Genomic DNA, 16,914 nt, shown 5'->3' with positions numbered 1-16,914 from the left:
ATAAGCAAATGCATTTCACACCCGCTTTAGAGTCCGCCACTCTACTCAAACGCTATAAACGCTTTCTTGCCGATATCGAACTCGATACCGGTGAAATTCGTACTATCCACTGCGCAAACACTGGTGCTATGACAGGTTGTGCGACACCGGGAAACAAAGTTTGGTTTTCCACTTCCGACAACCCGAAACGAAAATATCCCAATAGTTGGGAGTTGAGTGAAACCGAACAAGGCCACCGCATTTGTATCAATACCGCGCGCGCCAACCAATTAGCCGTTGAGGCTATTGAAAATAATGCCATTTCAGAGCTTTGTGGTTATGACACACTTCAAACTGAGGTGAAATACGGTAATGAAAATAGCCGAATTGATATCTTGCTCAGCGCAGACAACAAGCCAAAGTGCTATATAGAAGTGAAAAGCGTCACTCTTCTTGATGAGACCGACTCTACTGGACAAGGATACTTCCCAGATGCGGTCACGACTCGGGGACAAAAACACCTGAGAGAGCTCACAGAAATGGCACAAAATGGAAGTAGAGCCATACTTTTATTCACTGTTTTACATTCAGGTATTGAAAAAGTATCCGCGGCGCACCATATAGACGCGAAATATTCACTATTACTCAAACAAGCACAAGACGCTGGAGTGGAAGTTCTCTGCTACAAAGCTGAACTGAGCGATACTGGAATGAAGCTGATTTCCGCTATTGATTTTATCAATTAAGAGAAAAAATGATGTCGTCTTCACATTGACGATAACTTTGCGATTCAGTATTTGCTTGCACCGCCTCTTTTTGCTATAGATACCCGCCTTAAATTGACTGCGTAGCAGTTGACTAGGTGTAAGTAGGAGATGCTGTATGCCAGAATCAAAGAAGAAAACGATAGGCATCCTAGCCATTGCCGGCGTGGAGCCATATCAGGAAAAACCTGGTGAAGAGTACATGTCACCAGAGCAGGTTGAACACTTTACGAAAATCTTAACAGCTTGGCGCGACCAGCTGAGAGCTGAAGTGGATCGTACCGTTCACCACATGCAGGACGAAGCAGCAAACTTCCCAGATCCAGTTGACCGCGCCTCTCAAGAGGAAGAGTTCAGCCTAGAACTGCGTAACCGCGACCGCGAACGCCGTTTGATCAAGAAGATTGAAAAGACTTTGGATAAAATCAAAGAAGACGATTTTGGCTTCTGTGAGTCTTGTGGCGTAGAGATTGGCGTTCGCCGTCTTGAAGCACGTCCAACCGCTGACCTATGTATTGACTGTAAAACACTTGCAGAAATCAAAGAGAAGCAAATGCAAGGTTAATCAACCAAGCATTATGATTATTGAAGGGAGCTCAGGCTCCCTTTTTGTTTTGACTACCTTTGCATCCCATTTGTTTACTAAATTCGAGATACACGCATGACACGCTATGTAGGTCGATTCGCCCCATCTCCTTCTGGTCCTTTACATTTTGGTTCACTGATTGCCGCTCTTGGCAGCTATTTTCAAGCGAAAGCACACAACGGAACCTGGTTAGTACGTATTGAGGACTTGGACCCACCAAGAGAAATGCCAGGTGCGGCGCAACTTATCCTAGATGCGCTCAAAGCCTATCAGCTGCATTGGGATGGAGAGGTGGTATACCAGAGTGAACGTCATGACCTTTACCAAGCCCAAATAAACACATGGCTCGAAAATGGTGAAGCCTATTATTGCCAATGTACTCGAAAGCAAATTAAAGAGCATGGCGGGTTTTATCCTGGCACTTGCCGCGATAAAAACTTGAAAGACGGCGCGATTCGCCTAAAAATGACCAAGCCTGTCGCTCATTTCTTCGATCAGAAGCGTGGAACCATTACGATTCCAGAGCAACTCGTTAATGAAGATTTCATTATTAAACGTCGAGATGGATTATTTGCTTATAATCTTGCGGTAGTATTGGACGACATCGACCAAGGCGTCACCGAAGTCGTGCGTGGTGCAGACTTAATCGAGCCAACAGGGCGTCAAATCAGTCTGTACCAGATACTTGGGCAGCCTGAAGTCAGCTACTTGCATTTACCATTGGCGATGGACAACAACGGCAATAAACTGTCGAAACAAAATCACGCGACGGCTATTGATATAGAGACACCAAAGCCTACTCTATTACGCGCCATGACATTTTTGGGCTTCGAGATACCTGAAGCCATACAAGCGGCCAACATAGAAGAGATTCTTCGTTGGGGCTGCGAAAACTGGCGCTTGGAACAGCTTCCAACAGAGATCGAGATCACACCGTGATTCTCAAATGGCATTGTGTAGGCTATCATTAGCCGCAAATTAGGCCCTAGAGGCGCAAAAACTAACCAAAGCAAGATTGGACTAAACCCAGTTATTGCCAGATGCACATGAATACAAACGACTATACACCAAGCGAACCTGCCACTATTCCAGAGCTCGCTCTCAATGTAATAACTCGTGAAGAGCACAACATTTCGCGTAAGCAGATCAGTGATAATGCACTGAAGGTACTGTACCGCCTAAATGGTGCTGGTTTCGATGCTTTTCTTGTGGGTGGCGGGGTTCGAGACTTACTGCTTGGACAGAAACCAAAAGATTTTGACATTGCGACCAACGCAACGCCGGAACAGATCAAACAGCTATTTCGTAACTGCCGTTTGATTGGTCGCCGCTTCCGCTTGGCTCACATTATGTTTGGCCGAGACATCATTGAGGTTGCGACATTCCGTGGTCACCACCAAGAGCAAAAGAATAAGAGCATCTCTCAGCAATCGAAAGAAGGAATGCTGCTGCGGGACAATGTCTACGGCACCATCGATGAAGATGCTGAGCGCCGTGATTTCACGATTAACTCGATGTACTACAACATCGCGGATTACTCGATTCACGACTACGCACGTGGTATTGAGGATTTAGAAGATCGCCTCATTCGGCTGATTGGCGATCCAGAAACACGCTACCGTGAAGACCCAGTACGTATGTTGCGTGCAGTTCGCTTCGCAGTAAAACTGGACTTTGATATTGAAGAAGACACCGCGGCACCAATCGAACACATGGCACCGTTGCTCGGTGACATTCCGTCAGCGCGTCTTTTTGAAGAGTCACTCAAGTTATTGCAATCCGGTCATGGCCTAGAAACCTACCACCTACTGCGTGAGTACAACTTATTCCAACAGCTATTCCCGACGATTGCAGCGCACTTTACAGAAGATTACTCCTCTCACACTGAGCAAATGTTGGATCTTGTCCTAGATTCTACCGACATGCGCATCGAAGATGGGAAACGCATCAATCCAGCATTTATGTTTGCTGCAATGCTGTGGTACCCACTGTGTGCGAAAGCCGATGAACTGATGGAAGAGCGCAACCTAGGCCATTACGACGCTATTATGGAAGCGAGTAACATCATTCTTGATGAACAAGTTCGTACAATTGCCATTCCAAGACGCCACACCGCAACCATTCGCGAGATTTGGCAGCTGCAGCTGCGCCTTCCTCGACGTAACGGTAAACGTGCATTCCGTCTTATGGAGCTCAATAAATTTAGAGCTGGCTTTGATTTTCTTGAAATGCGCGGTGAAATTGAAGGTGGTGACACTCAGAAGCTTGCCAAGTGGTGGGAAACTTTCCAAAATGCAGGCCGAGAAATGCGTCAAGCAATGGCTGCCGACCTAGACGGTCAATCACCGAAGAGTGGTCAGCGCCGCCGTAAAACCTATCGCAAGAAAAAGAGTAAGCCTAAGTCATGATCACAGCGTACATTGCGGTAGGCAGTAACTTGGCTGATCCTGTCAGCCAAGCGAAGCAAGCGATTGAAGCATTAAAAACGCTGCCTAAATCAGAGTTTGTTCAGGCTTCTTCGCTATACAGCAGCACGCCAATGGGACCACAAAACCAACCGGATTACATCAATGCGGTTGTGTCGATTAACACCAGTTTGACGCCTCTTGAGTTGCTCGATTGCACGCAAGCCATTGAGCAAGAACAAGGGCGTGTCCGTAAAGACGAACGTTGGGGACCAAGAACCTTGGACCTCGACATTGTTCTTTATGGCAATGAGGTGATTAATTCCGAGAGGCTGATCGTTCCTCATTATGGAATGAAAGAGCGTGAATTCGTACTCTACCCTCTTGCGGAAATTGCACCAAGTTTACAACTCCCCGATGGGACCGAGGTCTCTGAACTACTGGAACAAGTAGATAGAAACGGCCTCAGTATCTGGCAGTCATAGCCAACTCCTAGTAAGGATAAAACCATGAAAAAAATGACCATCAACGACCTAATCAAGTGGAAGCAAGAAGGTCGTAAATTTGCTACTTCAACCGCTTATGATGCGAGCTTTGCCCAACTGTTTGAAAGCCAAGAAATGCCAGTACTTCTTGTTGGTGATTCTCTAGGTATGGTTTTGCAAGGTCACAACGATACTCTGCCAGTAACGGTCGATGATATCGCTTACCATACTCGTTGCGTACGCGCAGGTAGCCCAAATTGTTTGTTGATGGCTGACATGCCATTCATGAGCTACACCACGCCAGAGCAAGCTTGCGAAAATGCGGCTACACTGATGCGTGCTGGTGCCAATATGGTGAAAATTGAAGGTGGTGACTGGCTAGTCGACACTGTAAAAATGCTCACTGAACGCTCGGTTCCAGTTTGTGCTCACCTTGGTTTAACTCCTCAAGCCGTGAATATTTTTGGTGGTTACAAAGTTCAAGGTCGCGATCAAGAAAAAGCGGACCGCATGGTGAAAGATGCGTTAGCACTGCAAGAAGCAGGCGCTCAAATCGTCTTACTAGAGTGCGTGCCTGCTGAGCTTGCTGAGCGTATTACGCAAGTGCTCGACGTGCCTGTTATCGGTATTGGAGCTGGTAACGTGACAGATGGTCAAATTCTCGTGATGCATGATATGTTCGGTATCTCTGCCAACTACATGCCGAAATTCTCCAAAAACTTTCTTGCTGAAACAGGTGATATGCGCAAAGCCGTTGCTAAATACATTGAAGATGTAGCCAACGGTGTATTCCCAGACGACGCTCATACCATTGCCTAGAGGATAAATGCATGCAAACTTTTGCGGAAATCTCAGCAGTTCGTGAACACCTTAAAACCTTTAAACGTGAAGGTCGTAAAATTGCGTTTGTCCCAACCATGGGCAACCTTCACGAAGGTCACTTAACTTTAGTGCGTAAAGCACGCGAATACGCTGATATCGTTGTCGTAAGCATCTTTGTTAATCCGATGCAGTTTGATCGTGCAGACGATTTAAATAATTACCCGCGTACGCTAGAGGAAGACTTAAGCAAGTTAACCTCTGAAGGGGTCGATGTGGTATTTACGCCGACACCAGAAGTTATCTATCCTGAAGGGCTTGATAAACAAACGTTTGTTGATGTTCCGGGTCTATCGACTATTTTAGAAGGGGCTTCACGCCCTGGTCATTTCCGTGGCGTCACAACCATCGTAAACAAGCTATTTAACATCGTTCAGCCAGATGTGGCCTGTTTTGGTGAGAAAGATTTTCAACAACTTGCTGTTATCCGCAAGATGGTTGTCGATCTTGCGATGGACATTGAAATCATCGGTGTACCAACCGTACGTGAAATGGACGGTTTAGCAATGAGCTCACGTAATGGTCTGCTTACACTTGACGAACGTCAACGTGCGCCAGTACTTGCTCGTACAATGCGTTGGATCAGCAGTGCCATTCGTGGCGGCCGTGATGACTACGCATCGATCATCGAAGATGCGAGCGACCAACTGCGAGCTGCAGGTTTGCACCCTGATGAGATCTTCATTCGTGATGCTCGTACATTACAAGTGATCACACCAGAAACGACACAAGCCGTCATTCTGATGTCTGCGTTCTTAGGCAAAGCTCGTCTTATCGATAACCAAACGGTAGATATGGTTGTCGAAGCGAAGGAAGAAGCAGAGTCTAGTAATACAAACTCAGAGAGCGCAGAGTAAGCTCTGAGCCATCAAGACGTAAAAAGGTCGACTCTTAGTCGACCTTTTTTATATTCTACGTATAGACGCAATCTAACCCTTCAGGGCGTGTTTTAAACCGCTTGTGCAGCCACATCCACGCTGGAATATCACGTTTTATCATTTTCTCAAGCTCTTGGTTCAAGATACTTGCCGCTTTAATCGCATTACGCCTCTCGAAACGCTCACTGATATCTTTTCCAATATATAACGTGTAATGGTGATTCTTGCTCACTGTGACGCCAGATATGACCGCACACTTTGTTGCGTCTATAAGCACACTAGAGCCCACGGTACTCGCGGCTTGTTCAACAGCAAAGAACGGCGCAAAAACAGAATGGCTGACGCCATAATCATGGTCGGGCAAATACCACAGTCGATGACCATTTTTCAGAACTTTGAGCATTGATTTAACGTCTTTTCGATCAATCATTTGATGCCCAAAACGAGTTCGACCTCGATGTTGAATAAACTCATAAGCAGGGTTCGTGTTTGGGCGATACACACCGTAACCTTTGGCAAATTGGCTGAAAATACGAGCGGTTATTTCCAAGTTTAAATGGTGACTGCACACCACCAACACACCACGACCATTCTTTTCCTCAGCGAGTAAACTATCTTTTCCAACAGTAGAGGTTATCCGACGAATCCGCCAGTCTGGCCAAAACCAGGCGATCCCCGTTTCGATGATCGCCATTCCCGTATATTGAAAGTTTTTTCGTACTACGTCCTTACATTGCCAATCCGTAAAATCAGGGAAACACAGCTGAAGATTACGCAAAGCGATCTTGTGTCGGCGCTTCATTACATACATCGCAACACAACCGATGCCTCTACCTACAACTTTCAACACCACGTAAGGGAGTAAATTTACAATGACCGCTAGAGAGCCAAATGCTAGCCAAACAGACCAATACTTGGGCTTAAGTAACTGATAGGAGAAAGGCGGCGGCGGGACAATATTCATAGGATCACTCATTTATTACAAATGATTGAAACCTAACATGATAAAAACCGAAAGATTGTATGGGAGTGTATTGTTATGCATGCCAAAGAGCAGCATGATTCGCTGCTCTTTGTTGTGTGGGAGAGTCTTAGCTTCTTAGCCCAATACCTTTCGTTACTAAGTAATGAGCAACGGCATACAGTGCTATCACAAACACCGCAAGCACACTGAATGAGGTGACAATACCCACATCCGATACGCCTAAAAAACCATAACGGAACGCATTCACCATGTAGACGATTGGGTTAATCTTAGAGACACCTTGCCAAAATTCAGGCAGTAAGCTGATGGAATAAAAAACACCCCCCAAGTAGGTTAACGGGGTCAACACAAATGTAGGAATGATCGAAATATCATCAAACGTTTTTGCATAGACCGCATTGATCAGCCCGCCTAGAGCAAATACAACGGATGTCATGAAGACGGTCGCAACAATAATACCCCAGTGTTCAACTTGCAGATCCACAAACAACAGAGACACACAGGTAACAATAGCGCCAACTAACAAACCTCGAGTCACACCGCCCATTACGTATCCAGCAATAATCACGTAATTTGGCACCGGTGCCACCAGCAGCTCTTCAATGTTCTTCTGTAGTTTTGCACTAAAGAACGAAGACGCCACATTCGAGTATGAATTGGTGATCACCGACATCATGATCAAACCTGGAACTATGTACTCCATGTAGCTAAAGCCGCTCATCTCACCGATTCGAGAGCCAATAAGATTACCGAAAATGATGAAATACAGTGTCATTGTGATTGCAGGCGGAACTAAAGTTTGCACCCAAATACGCGTAAAACGGGTGATCTCTTTGCTCAGCAAGCTACGAAATGCCGTCCAATATAAACCGTACATTTACTTACTCCCTTCTCTTACAATGCTAACAAACAACTCTTCCAGTCGGTTGGCTTTGTTACGCATTGAAAGAACTCTAATACCATGCTCTGTTAACTGACTGAACACTGAGTTCAATCCTTGGCTTTTATCTAGCTCTATCTCTAAAGAGCCATCAACAATACTTTGTCGATTGACGCCTTCAAGCTCAGGCACCTCGCCTTCAGATTCAATGTCTAGGATAAATGTCTCGACGCTTAACTTACCTAGCAACGCCTTCATGGTGGTGTTTTCGATCAACTCACCTCGGTTAATAATGCCGATATTTCGACACAGCATCTCCGCTTCTTCTAGGTAGTGCGTCGTCAAAATAATCGTAATCCCTTGCTCTTGGTTGATCTCTTTCAGAAATTCCCACATTGAGCGGCGTAGTTCAATGTCCACCCCAGCCGTTGGCTCATCCAAAATGAGCAACTGCGGCTCGTGCATCAAAGCTCGGGCGATCATCAAACGGCGCTTCATCCCGCCAGATAAATTACGGGCACGCTCTTTACGTTTTTCCCATAAATCGAGTTTTTTCAGGTACTTTTCAGCTCGTTCTTTGGCTAATACTTTAGACACACCGTAATAGCCCGCTTGCTGCATCACGATTTGTTCAACAGTTTCAAACTGATTGAAGTTGAACTCTTGTGGCACCAAGCCTAAATTCTGTTTGGCCAACTCAAGGTCGGTATCAATGTCATAACCGAAAACTTTCGTCGTCCCAGAAGTTTTGTTCACTAAGGAAGAGATGATGCCGATCGTGGTCGATTTTCCTGCACCATTGGGACCTAGAAGCGCGTAGAAGTCACCCTTTTTCACTTGGAGACTAATACCTTTTAACGCCTCAAAGCCACCTGCATACGTCTTGCGCAGCTGTTCAATTTCTAATGCGTACATAAGGTCTTGATTGCCGTTTGTTTGTGATTACTAATACCGACTCGATGTTTATCAGCGGTTTACTACGAAATCGCCTTGGGTATTGTACTGGAGGTCCATCAGTTTATCGTTGAATAACGATGATTACAATTAAACCTTTCGATAATGTTGGAAATATAGTCCCTATCAACGTAAAGGTTATCTGCAAGTAAGGAAAAGTTAGGGAATAAAAAAACGCAACAGAGCGCTGTTGCGTTTTTAACGATCAGAGTGATTACGCCGTTATACGCTGATACTGGTCCGCCTCGACATGTGCTACCGCCGCATTTAATGCTTCATAACGGAATTGGTACATATTGTCATTCGGGACAAGATCAATAACGTGGAACTTTTCTAGCTGTTCTCGCGTGCGCTCATTTGGACACAACAAATACACGGCACAATTAGCATCAAGCGCATCTTTAATCGCGTTTTCTAACGCTAAACCGACGGTGACATCAATCATAGGTACATCGGTAAGATCGAGAATCATCACATCATAATCCGAAATACTGGAGTGCTGGCGTGAAATTGCCTTAGAAACACTGAAGATCATTGGACCCGAAAGATAAAAGAACAGTACTTTGCCATTGGCGCGATCAAGCAAGCCACGCTCGCTGTCAGTTAGCGGCACATCGTCTTCATCCGCGTCACTGATCGCTTTCACTTGCCTCGCCTGTTCTCGGCTCAGACGCTCAATGATAATAATGTTGGAAATAAAGACGCCCAAGCCCACGGCAACGATAAGATCAACAAACACTGTGAGCAACATAACGCCATACATTACCGCCATTCCGGAAAAGCTAACCTTGTGTGCTCGTTGAATAAAACTCCAATCCAAAATGTTAAAGCCGACATATACTGCAATGCCAGCCAACACAGCCATTGGGATCGGCTCCGTTAATCCACCAGCAACCAATACGACCAATGCAAGCATAAGTGCACGAATCACACCGGACAATGGCGAACGAGCCCCAACTTGAATGTTAGTCACCGTGCCCATCGTTGCGCCCGCGCCAGGTAGTGCACCGAACAAGCCTGAGATCATGTTGGCAAGACCTTGGCCTCGCAGTTCTTTGTCTGAGTCGTGCTCTTTACGAGTCAAGGAGTCACCGATAACCGCCGTCAACAAAGTATCGATACAACCTAAGGTGCCGAGCACCAACGCATCAATAACCATCTCAACAAACATATCTGGATCAATATGAGGCGCAACGAGAGAAGGCAATCCTGCCGGGATTTCACCGATACGACGAATATCTTCCGTATCGAAGAGCATCACAGACAACAAAGTCACCGCAACCAACGCCACGAGTTGCGCTGGTACATATTTTCGATACTGCTTAGGGAAGAAAAAGAGAATACCCAAAGTTAGTAGACCTAAAAACAGTTCACTGAACTTAAGGTTAGAAATGGTCTCCGGCAAAGCAGATAATGTTCCGAGCACTCCTCCAGAAGGAGCAGCATGCCCCATCAAAGGTGATAGCTGCAAAATGATAAGAATCACGCCAATCCCTGACATAAAGCCCGAAATCACGCTATAAGGCATCAAGGTAACGTATTTACCCAGTTTTAACGTCCCTAATAGGATTTGGAACGCGCCAGCCATCATAACAACCGTGAAGGTCATGGCCATGCCCGTTTCTGGATACTTCGCCATCATACTGGTTAACACAGCGGTCATGATTACCGTCATTGGCCCTGTTGGTTCTGATATTAACGTATTAGAACCACCAAACAACGAAGCAAACAAACCGACCATTATTGCGCCCCAGAGGCCTGCTTCTGCCCCTGCACCGGATGCAACACCGAACGCTAACGCCAAAGGAAGAGAGATAATCGCCGTGGTTACCCCGCCAAATACATCCCCTTTGAAATTAATATCTTCAAAACGACTACCGAACACTGCTGATTTCCCTGCATTCAATTTTAAAAAGTAAAATGTCATTACTTTAACGAGCCAGGCGAAAATTTAAACCATAAATAGATTAAGGCTAAATTCACACCACAAATAATTAGGCCTAATTTTACGTTTTTATTGATGAAAACTAGTCAGATGAGTCCTGTCTGACGAATATTTAACGGGATCGAAATTGTAACATTGTGTATAGTTACAACACTGATCGCTTGCATGTTCATATAAGCGGCAGCGCTTTTGTCTTTTAAGGGAAGTAGTTTGCAAGATGCCGGAAATTAAACAGTTATTTGAAAACAATTCAAAATGGTCTCAAGAGATCAAATCTGATCGACCTGAATACTTCGCAAAACTCGCAGAGGGTCAAAAGCCCGATTTTCTTTGGATTGGCTGTTCTGATAGCCGTGTCCCTGCCGAGCGACTAACCGGACTATACTCGGGTGAACTATTCGTTCATCGGAATGTTGCAAACCAAGTCATCCATACTGATCTCAACTGTCTGTCCGTCGTTCAATACGCCGTAGACGTTCTTAAGGTTAAGCACATCATTGTCTGTGGACACTATGGCTGTGGTGGCGTAAACGCTGCCATTGATAACCCTAAGCTAGGTCTTATTAATAATTGGCTGTTACATATCAGAGATATCTATTTCAAACACCGCACTTACTTAGATCAAATGCCGCAGCAAGATCGAGCAGATAAACTAGGCGAGCTTAATGTCGCAGAGCAAGTGTACAACTTGGGTAACTCAACCATCCTGCAAAACGCTTGGGAGCGTGGGCAAGATGTTGAAATTCATGGCGTGGTATACGGCATTGAAGATGGTCGTTTAGAGTACTTAGGCATTCGTTCTAACTCTAAGGAAACCGTAGAAGCGTCTTATCAGAAAGCCCTTTCGACGATTCTAAATACAGACAATAAGCTGCTTTGTCGCTAAGCTACATCTAAAAGTTGAACAAAAAACGCCCATCTGAGATGGGCGTTTTTTTGTATTTTTAATGCTGCTCTCAATGATTATTCTTGAGGTACAACTTTACCGATGTATGGTAAGTGGCGGTATTTCTGCGCGTAATCAATACCCACACCAACGACAAACTCATCTGGGATTTCAAAACCAATCCAATCCACAGGAACATTCACTTCACGACGAGATGGTTTATCTAGGAGCGTACAAATCGCGATAGACTTCGGCTCACGCAGCGATAAGATCTCACGGATTTTATTTAGTGTGTTACCTGTATCAATGATGTCTTCAACAAGCAAAATGTCTTTGCCTTTGATGTCATCATCCAAATCTTTCAAGATACGAACGTCACGTGAACTTTCCATTGTGTTGCCGTAGCTTGACGCTGTCATAAAATCAACTTGGTGAGTCAGTTCGATAGCACGTGCCAAGTCTGCCATAAATACAAATGAGCCACGCAATAAGCCTACCAACACAAGATCTTCACTACCTTGATAACGCTCTGTAATTTGTTTGCCTAATTCACGAACTCGTTCCTGAACTTCTTGCTCAGAAATCATGACTTCTATTGTATGTTTCATACTGTGCTCAATCTAATTTGTGGGTTGAGGTAAGTCGCACGCAAACGATCACCTAATCTTACGGCGTGTAGTGTATCACCACGTTCATTGGGTTGAAAGTCACATCCTGTTGCCAAAAAATCTTGGAAGAAGGTCTTAGTTTTATAAAGTTCATAGCTAATTTTATCAATAATAATGACATTACTGTATATAAATTGTTCTACAGATGTTGACCTTGTTGATATGCACCATTACACTCATCACTGCTTTAAGCAACTATTAAAATAATCAATTAGGGGGTTACCCCCAATATCAACTCAAATGGCAAGGAAAATGGATATGGACTCAATTGCAAAGAGACCTAGAACTAGGCTTTCCCCGATCAAACGTAAGCAACAGTTAATGGAAATCGCATTGGAAGTGTTTGCGCGCCGCGGCATCGGTCGTGGTGGTCACGCAGATATCGCAGAAATTGCTCAAGTTTCTGTGGCGACCGTTTTTAACTACTTCCCGACTCGTGAAGACTTGGTGGATGAAGTACTCAACCACGTCGTACGTCAGTTCTCGAACTTCCTATCGGATAACATTGACTTAGACTTACACGCGCGTGAAAACATCGCCAATATCACTAACGCGATGATTGAGCTTGTCAGTCAAGACTGTCACTGGCTAAAAGTTTGGTTCGAGTGGAGTGCTTCAACACGTGATGAAGTATGGCCATTGTTTGTTTCAACTAACCGTACTAACCAGTTACTGGTACAAAACATGTTCATTAAAGCAATTGAACGTGGCGAAGTGTGTGACCAGCACGATTCAGAACACTTGGCAAACTTGTTCCACGGTATTTGTTACTCACTGTTTGTCCAAGCGAACCGAGCAAAAAGTGAAGCGGAACTTAAGCACCTTGTTAGTTCATACTTAGACATGCTCTGCATTTACAACCGTGAACACTAAAGCTTAACTCGCAATATATGTCAGCCCACCGTTTGGTGGGCTTTTTATTGTCTGCTGTCAGCCGAGCACACGTTTATATTCCTACCTAACAAACATAAAAAAACCGCTGCAATGCAGCGGTTTCTATCATTCAGTCAGAAAAAGCTTACTTCTTCTTAACTGCTTTTTTGTTTGGCAGGTCAGTGATTGAACCTTCAAATACTTCAGCAGCTAGACCTACAGACTCATGTAGAGTTGGGTGAGCGTGGATAGTCAGAGCGATATCTTCTGCATCACAGCCCATCTCAATTGCAAGGCCGATTTCACCAAGTAGTTCACCACCGTTAGTACCAACGATAGCACCACCGATTACGCGGTGAGTTTCTTTGTCGAAGATTAGCTTAGTCATACCGTCTGCACAGTCAGATGCGATTGCACGACCTGATGCTGCCCATGGGAATGTCGCCACTTCGTACTTGATGCCTTCTTCTTTCGCTTCTTTTTCAGTCTTACCAACCCAAGCTACTTCTGGCTCAGTGTACGCAATTGAAGGGATAACTTTAGGGTCGAAGTAGTGCTTCTTACCAGAGATAACTTCAGCAGCTACGTGACCTTCATGCACACCTTTGTGAGCAAGCATTGGTTGACCAACGATATCACCGATCGCGAAGATGTGAGGAACGTTAGTACGCATTTGCTTATCAACGTTGATGAAGCCACGCTCGTCAATTTCTAGACCCGCTTTTTCACCGTCAATTAGCTTACCATTTGGTACACGACCGATAGCAACTAGAACCGCATCGTAACGCTCAGCTTCAGCTGGCGCTTTCTTGCCTTCCATTGAAACGTAGATACCGTCTTCTTTTGCTTCAACTGCTGTTACTTTCGTTTCTAGCATTAGCTTGAACTTGTCTTTGATACGCTTAGTAAATACTTTCACGATATCTTTGTCTGCTGCAGGAATTACCTGGTCAAACATTTCAACAACTTCAACTTTAGAACCTAGAGAGTGGTAAACCGTACCCATTTCTAGACCGATGATACCACCCCCCATGATAAGCAGTTTTTCTGGCACTTCTTTTAGTTCAAGAGCGTCAGTAGAGTCCCAAATACGTGGGTCTTCATGCGGGATAAATGGCAGTTTGATTGGACGAGAACCAGCCGCAACGATTGCGTTGTCAAAGTTAACAACTGTTGGCTCACCTTCGCCTTCTACAAGGATAGAGTTAGGGCCAGTGAACTTACCGTAACCGTTAACTACTGTAACGTTACGCATCTTAGCCATGCCGCTTAGGCCGCCAGTTAGTTGGTTAACAACTTTTTCTTTCCAGATGCGGATTTTGCTGATGTCTGTTTGAGGCTCACCGAACACAACGCCGTGGTCAGCCATCGCTTTCGCTTCTTCAATTACTTTAGAAACGTGAAGCAGTGCTTTAGATGGGATACAACCCACGTTCAGACATACACCGCCAAGCGTGCTGTAACGTTCAACTAGTACAGTTTCAAGACCTAAGTCCGCACAACGGAATGCAGCGGAGTAACCAGCAGGACCAGAACCAAGTACAACAACTTGGGCTTTAATTTCTTTGCTCATTTTGACCTCTTGTAGTCATTATCCCTAACAGGCTGAGTGGGTATCGATTTTTTATGTTTAAGAGAGATTTGTTTTAAACAGTTATTTTCAGACCGCTAACAGTTTACAGAGATGTTAATGGTGTGAAAAGTAAATCAATTTAGCCTGTGAGCTAGACAACAATTCGATTGTGAAAACCCTGAACGAAGCAAGGCTGATAACCAAATTGTCGGTAATTATGATTAGCAGAGGCGGCTAAATTGCCGCCTCTCATTCATCTAATTTCTATTACAGAACTAGACGACGAATGTCAGATAGACATGAGTTTAGGTAAGTGATGAAGCGCGCACCTTCAGCACCATCGATCACACGGTGGTCGTATGATAGAGATAGTGGAAGTTGTAGACGCGGTTCGAACTCTTTACCGTTCCATACCGGTTTCATTTCTGACTTAGACACACCTAGGATACCAACTTCTGGCGCGTTTACGATTGGAGTAAACGCCGTACCGCCGATACCGCCTAGGCTAGAGATAGTGAAACAGCCACCTTGCATGTCAGCAGCAGTTAGCTTGCCTGCACGTGCTTTCTTAGAAACAGCCATTAGCTCTTCAGATAGCTCGTAGATGCCTTTCTTGTTCACGTCTTTAAATACAGGAACAACTAGACCGTTTGGTGTATCTACCGCGATACCAACATTCACGTATTTCTTCAGAATTAGGCTCTCACCGTCTTCTGATAGAGAAGAGTTGAACGCTGGGAACGCTTCAAGCGCTTTAGCTACCGCTTTCATGATGAACACAAGTGGTGTGATCTTCATTCCAGTGTCTTTCTTCGCTTCAATCGCGTTTTGCTCTTTACGGAATGCTTCAAGAGCCGTGATGTCTGCGTTATCCCACTGTGTAACGTGCGGGATCATTACCCAGTTACGGTGTAGGTTTGCGCCAGAGATCTTCTTAATGCGAGATAGCGGTTGAACTTCTGTCTCACCAAATTTGCTGAAGTCCACTTTTGGCCATGGTAGTAGACCAAGAGCCGCGCCGTCACCTTTGCCAGATGCTGCTGCACCTGCGCCAGACTCAAGACGCTTAAGCGCATCTTTCACGTAAGCTTGAACGTCTTCTTTTAGGATACGGCTCTTACGACCAGAACCTTTAACCTTAGAAAGGTTAACGCCAAATTCACGCGCTAGACGACGAACAACTGGAGACGCGTGAGCGTACTCGTCGTTCTCTTTGAAGTCGCCAGTCGCTGCTGGAGCTGCTGCCGCTGGAGCTTCTGCTTTAGGAGCCGGAGCTGCAGGTGCTGCCGCTTGAGCTGGAGCTGCTGCAGGAGCAGGTGCTGCGCCCGCCACTTCGAATACCATGATTAGTGAGCCAGTAGACACCTTGTCGCCAGCTGCAATCTTGATTTCTTTAACCGTACCAGCAAATGGTGCAGGAACTTCCATAGAAGCTTTGTCACCTTCAACAGTGATTAGAGATTGCTCTTCTTCCACTGTGTCGCCAACTGCAACCATGATCTCAGTAACTTCAACTTCGTCGCCGCCGATATCTGGAACGTTCACTTCTTTTGCCGCAGACGCTGCTGGAGCTGCTGCCGCAGGAGCTTCAGCTGCCGCTGGTGCTGGTGCTGCTGGAGCGCCTGAACCTGCTGTTTCGAATACCATGATAAGTGAGCCAGTCGATACTTTATCGCCAGCTGCAACTTTGATCTCTTTTAGAGTCCCTGCGAATGGCGCTGGAACTTCCATAGAAGCTTTGTCGCCTTCAACAGTTAGAAGAGATTGCTCTTCTTCGATGCTGTCGCCAACGGCAACCATGATTTCAGTAACTTCTACTTCATCACCACCGATGTCTGGTACGTGAACTTCTTTTAGTTCTGCCGCTGCTGCTGGAGCTGGAGCTGCTGCTGGAGCTGCTTCTGCCGCAGGAGCAGGTGCAGCGTCAGCTGCACCCTCGGCTTCGAAAATCATGATTAGAGAACCAGTAGAAACCTTGTCGCCTTCTGCAACTTTGATTTCTTTAACGATACCCGCTTGAGAAGCAGGAACTTCCATAGAAGCTTTATCGCCTTCAACTGTGATCAGAGACTGCTCTTCTTCAACCTTGTCGCCAACGCTTACAAGAATCTCAGTAACTTCAACCTCATCCGCACCGATGTCTGGTACATTAATTTCGATTGCCATTTCTTATC

At 45.4% G+C, this 16,914-nt stretch carries 16 protein-coding genes; 9 read left to right on the top strand and 7 right to left on the bottom strand.

The annotated features are described in order from the left end of the window. Positions 1–8: 8 nt before the first annotated feature. The 7 genes from sfsA to panC all read left to right on the top strand — a co-directional run bounded on the left by sfsA (position 9) and on the right by panC (position 5,955). Positions 9–725, top strand: coding sequence for a DNA/RNA nuclease SfsA (sfsA, locus tag CBX98_RS13645; RefSeq protein ID WP_109169471.1), 717 nt, complete (start codon positions 9–11; stop codon positions 723–725). 136 nt (positions 726–861) lie between these two features. After that, the gene (gene dksA, locus CBX98_RS13640) at positions 862–1,308 is read left to right on the top strand and encodes an RNA polymerase-binding protein DksA (protein WP_005386584.1); all 447 of its coding nucleotides are present in this window, start codon (positions 862–864) and stop codon (positions 1,306–1,308) included. Between the two features lie 96 nt (positions 1,309–1,404). Continuing rightward, the gene (gluQRS, locus tag CBX98_RS13635) at positions 1,405–2,268 is read left to right on the top strand and encodes a tRNA glutamyl-Q(34) synthetase GluQRS (RefSeq protein WP_109169469.1); all 864 of its coding nucleotides are present in this window, start codon (positions 1,405–1,407) and stop codon (positions 2,266–2,268) included. 101 nt (positions 2,269–2,369) lie between these two features. Next, complete coding sequence (gene pcnB, locus CBX98_RS13630; RefSeq protein WP_046875073.1) at positions 2,370–3,737, top strand: polynucleotide adenylyltransferase PcnB; 1,368 nt, start codon at positions 2,370–2,372, stop codon at positions 3,735–3,737. Then, entirely contained in the window at positions 3,734–4,219 is a 486-nt protein-coding gene (folK, locus tag CBX98_RS13625) for a 2-amino-4-hydroxy-6-hydroxymethyldihydropteridine diphosphokinase (protein ID WP_048625962.1), read from the top strand. Before pcnB ends, folK begins: the two co-directional genes overlap by 4 nt. Before the next feature lie 24 nt (positions 4,220–4,243). Continuing rightward, positions 4,244–5,038, top strand: a complete 795-nt coding sequence (gene panB / locus CBX98_RS13620; protein WP_005396718.1) for a 3-methyl-2-oxobutanoate hydroxymethyltransferase — start codon at positions 4,244–4,246, stop codon at positions 5,036–5,038. 11 nt (positions 5,039–5,049) lie between these two features. After that, positions 5,050–5,955 carry a pantoate--beta-alanine ligase gene (gene panC, locus CBX98_RS13615; RefSeq protein ID WP_005396717.1) on the top strand — a complete coding sequence of 302 codons (906 nt, stop codon included), beginning with the start codon at positions 5,050–5,052 and terminating at the stop codon, positions 5,953–5,955. A 55-nt stretch (positions 5,956–6,010) separates the two neighbouring features. On the opposite strand, the gene CBX98_RS13610 is transcribed toward panC, so the two are convergent. The 4 genes from CBX98_RS13610 to CBX98_RS13590 all read right to left on the bottom strand — a co-directional run bounded on the left by CBX98_RS13610 (position 6,011) and on the right by CBX98_RS13590 (position 10,680). Continuing rightward, on the bottom strand, positions 6,011–6,940 hold the full coding sequence (locus tag CBX98_RS13610) for a Kdo(2)-lipid IV(A) acyltransferase (protein ID WP_109169468.1): 930 nt from the start codon (positions 6,938–6,940) through the stop codon (positions 6,011–6,013). 127 nt (positions 6,941–7,067) lie between these two features. Further along, complete coding sequence (locus tag CBX98_RS13600) at positions 7,068–7,838, bottom strand: ABC transporter permease (protein ID WP_005396714.1); 771 nt, start codon at positions 7,836–7,838, stop codon at positions 7,068–7,070. Beyond that, positions 7,839–8,756, bottom strand: a complete 918-nt coding sequence (locus CBX98_RS13595) for an ABC transporter ATP-binding protein (RefSeq protein WP_047008973.1) — start codon at positions 8,754–8,756, stop codon at positions 7,839–7,841. It abuts the gene before it with no gap. Positions 8,757–9,009: 253 nt separating this feature from the next. Beyond that, on the bottom strand, positions 9,010–10,680 hold the full coding sequence (locus CBX98_RS13590) for a SulP family inorganic anion transporter (protein WP_046875129.1): 1,671 nt from the start codon (positions 10,678–10,680) through the stop codon (positions 9,010–9,012). A gap of 277 nt (positions 10,681–10,957) precedes the next feature. Here CBX98_RS13590 and can point away from each other — a divergent pair, with 277 nt between their 5' ends. Further along, positions 10,958–11,626, top strand: a complete 669-nt coding sequence (gene can / locus CBX98_RS13585; RefSeq protein WP_005379996.1) for a carbonate dehydratase — start codon at positions 10,958–10,960, stop codon at positions 11,624–11,626. Between the two features lie 77 nt (positions 11,627–11,703). Here the strand turns inward: can and hpt are convergent, their stop codons facing one another. Next, positions 11,704–12,234, bottom strand: coding sequence for a hypoxanthine phosphoribosyltransferase (gene hpt, locus CBX98_RS13580; RefSeq protein WP_005379995.1), 531 nt, complete (start codon positions 12,232–12,234; stop codon positions 11,704–11,706). Positions 12,235–12,552: 318 nt separating this feature from the next. Between hpt and opaR the strand changes: the two genes are divergently transcribed. Further along, entirely contained in the window at positions 12,553–13,167 is a 615-nt protein-coding gene (opaR, locus tag CBX98_RS13575; protein WP_031780576.1) for a transcriptional regulator OpaR, read from the top strand. Between the two features lie 145 nt (positions 13,168–13,312). Here the strand turns inward: opaR and lpdA are convergent, their stop codons facing one another. Then, the gene (gene lpdA / locus CBX98_RS13570) at positions 13,313–14,740 is read right to left on the bottom strand and encodes a dihydrolipoyl dehydrogenase (protein WP_005379993.1); all 1,428 of its coding nucleotides are present in this window, start codon (positions 14,738–14,740) and stop codon (positions 13,313–13,315) included. Positions 14,741–15,007: 267 nt separating this feature from the next. Then, complete coding sequence (gene aceF, locus CBX98_RS13565) at positions 15,008–16,906, bottom strand: pyruvate dehydrogenase complex dihydrolipoyllysine-residue acetyltransferase (RefSeq protein ID WP_109169466.1); 1,899 nt, start codon at positions 16,904–16,906, stop codon at positions 15,008–15,010. Between the last annotated feature and the right edge of the window lie 8 nt (positions 16,907–16,914).

The sequence above is a fragment of the Vibrio sp. T9 genome, from assembly GCF_003123985.1.
GTDB lineage: Bacteria > Pseudomonadota > Gammaproteobacteria > Enterobacterales > Vibrionaceae > Vibrio > Vibrio diabolicus.
Note: the sequence above shows the minus strand (reverse complement) of the source record. Positions and strands in the feature narration are given on the sequence as shown.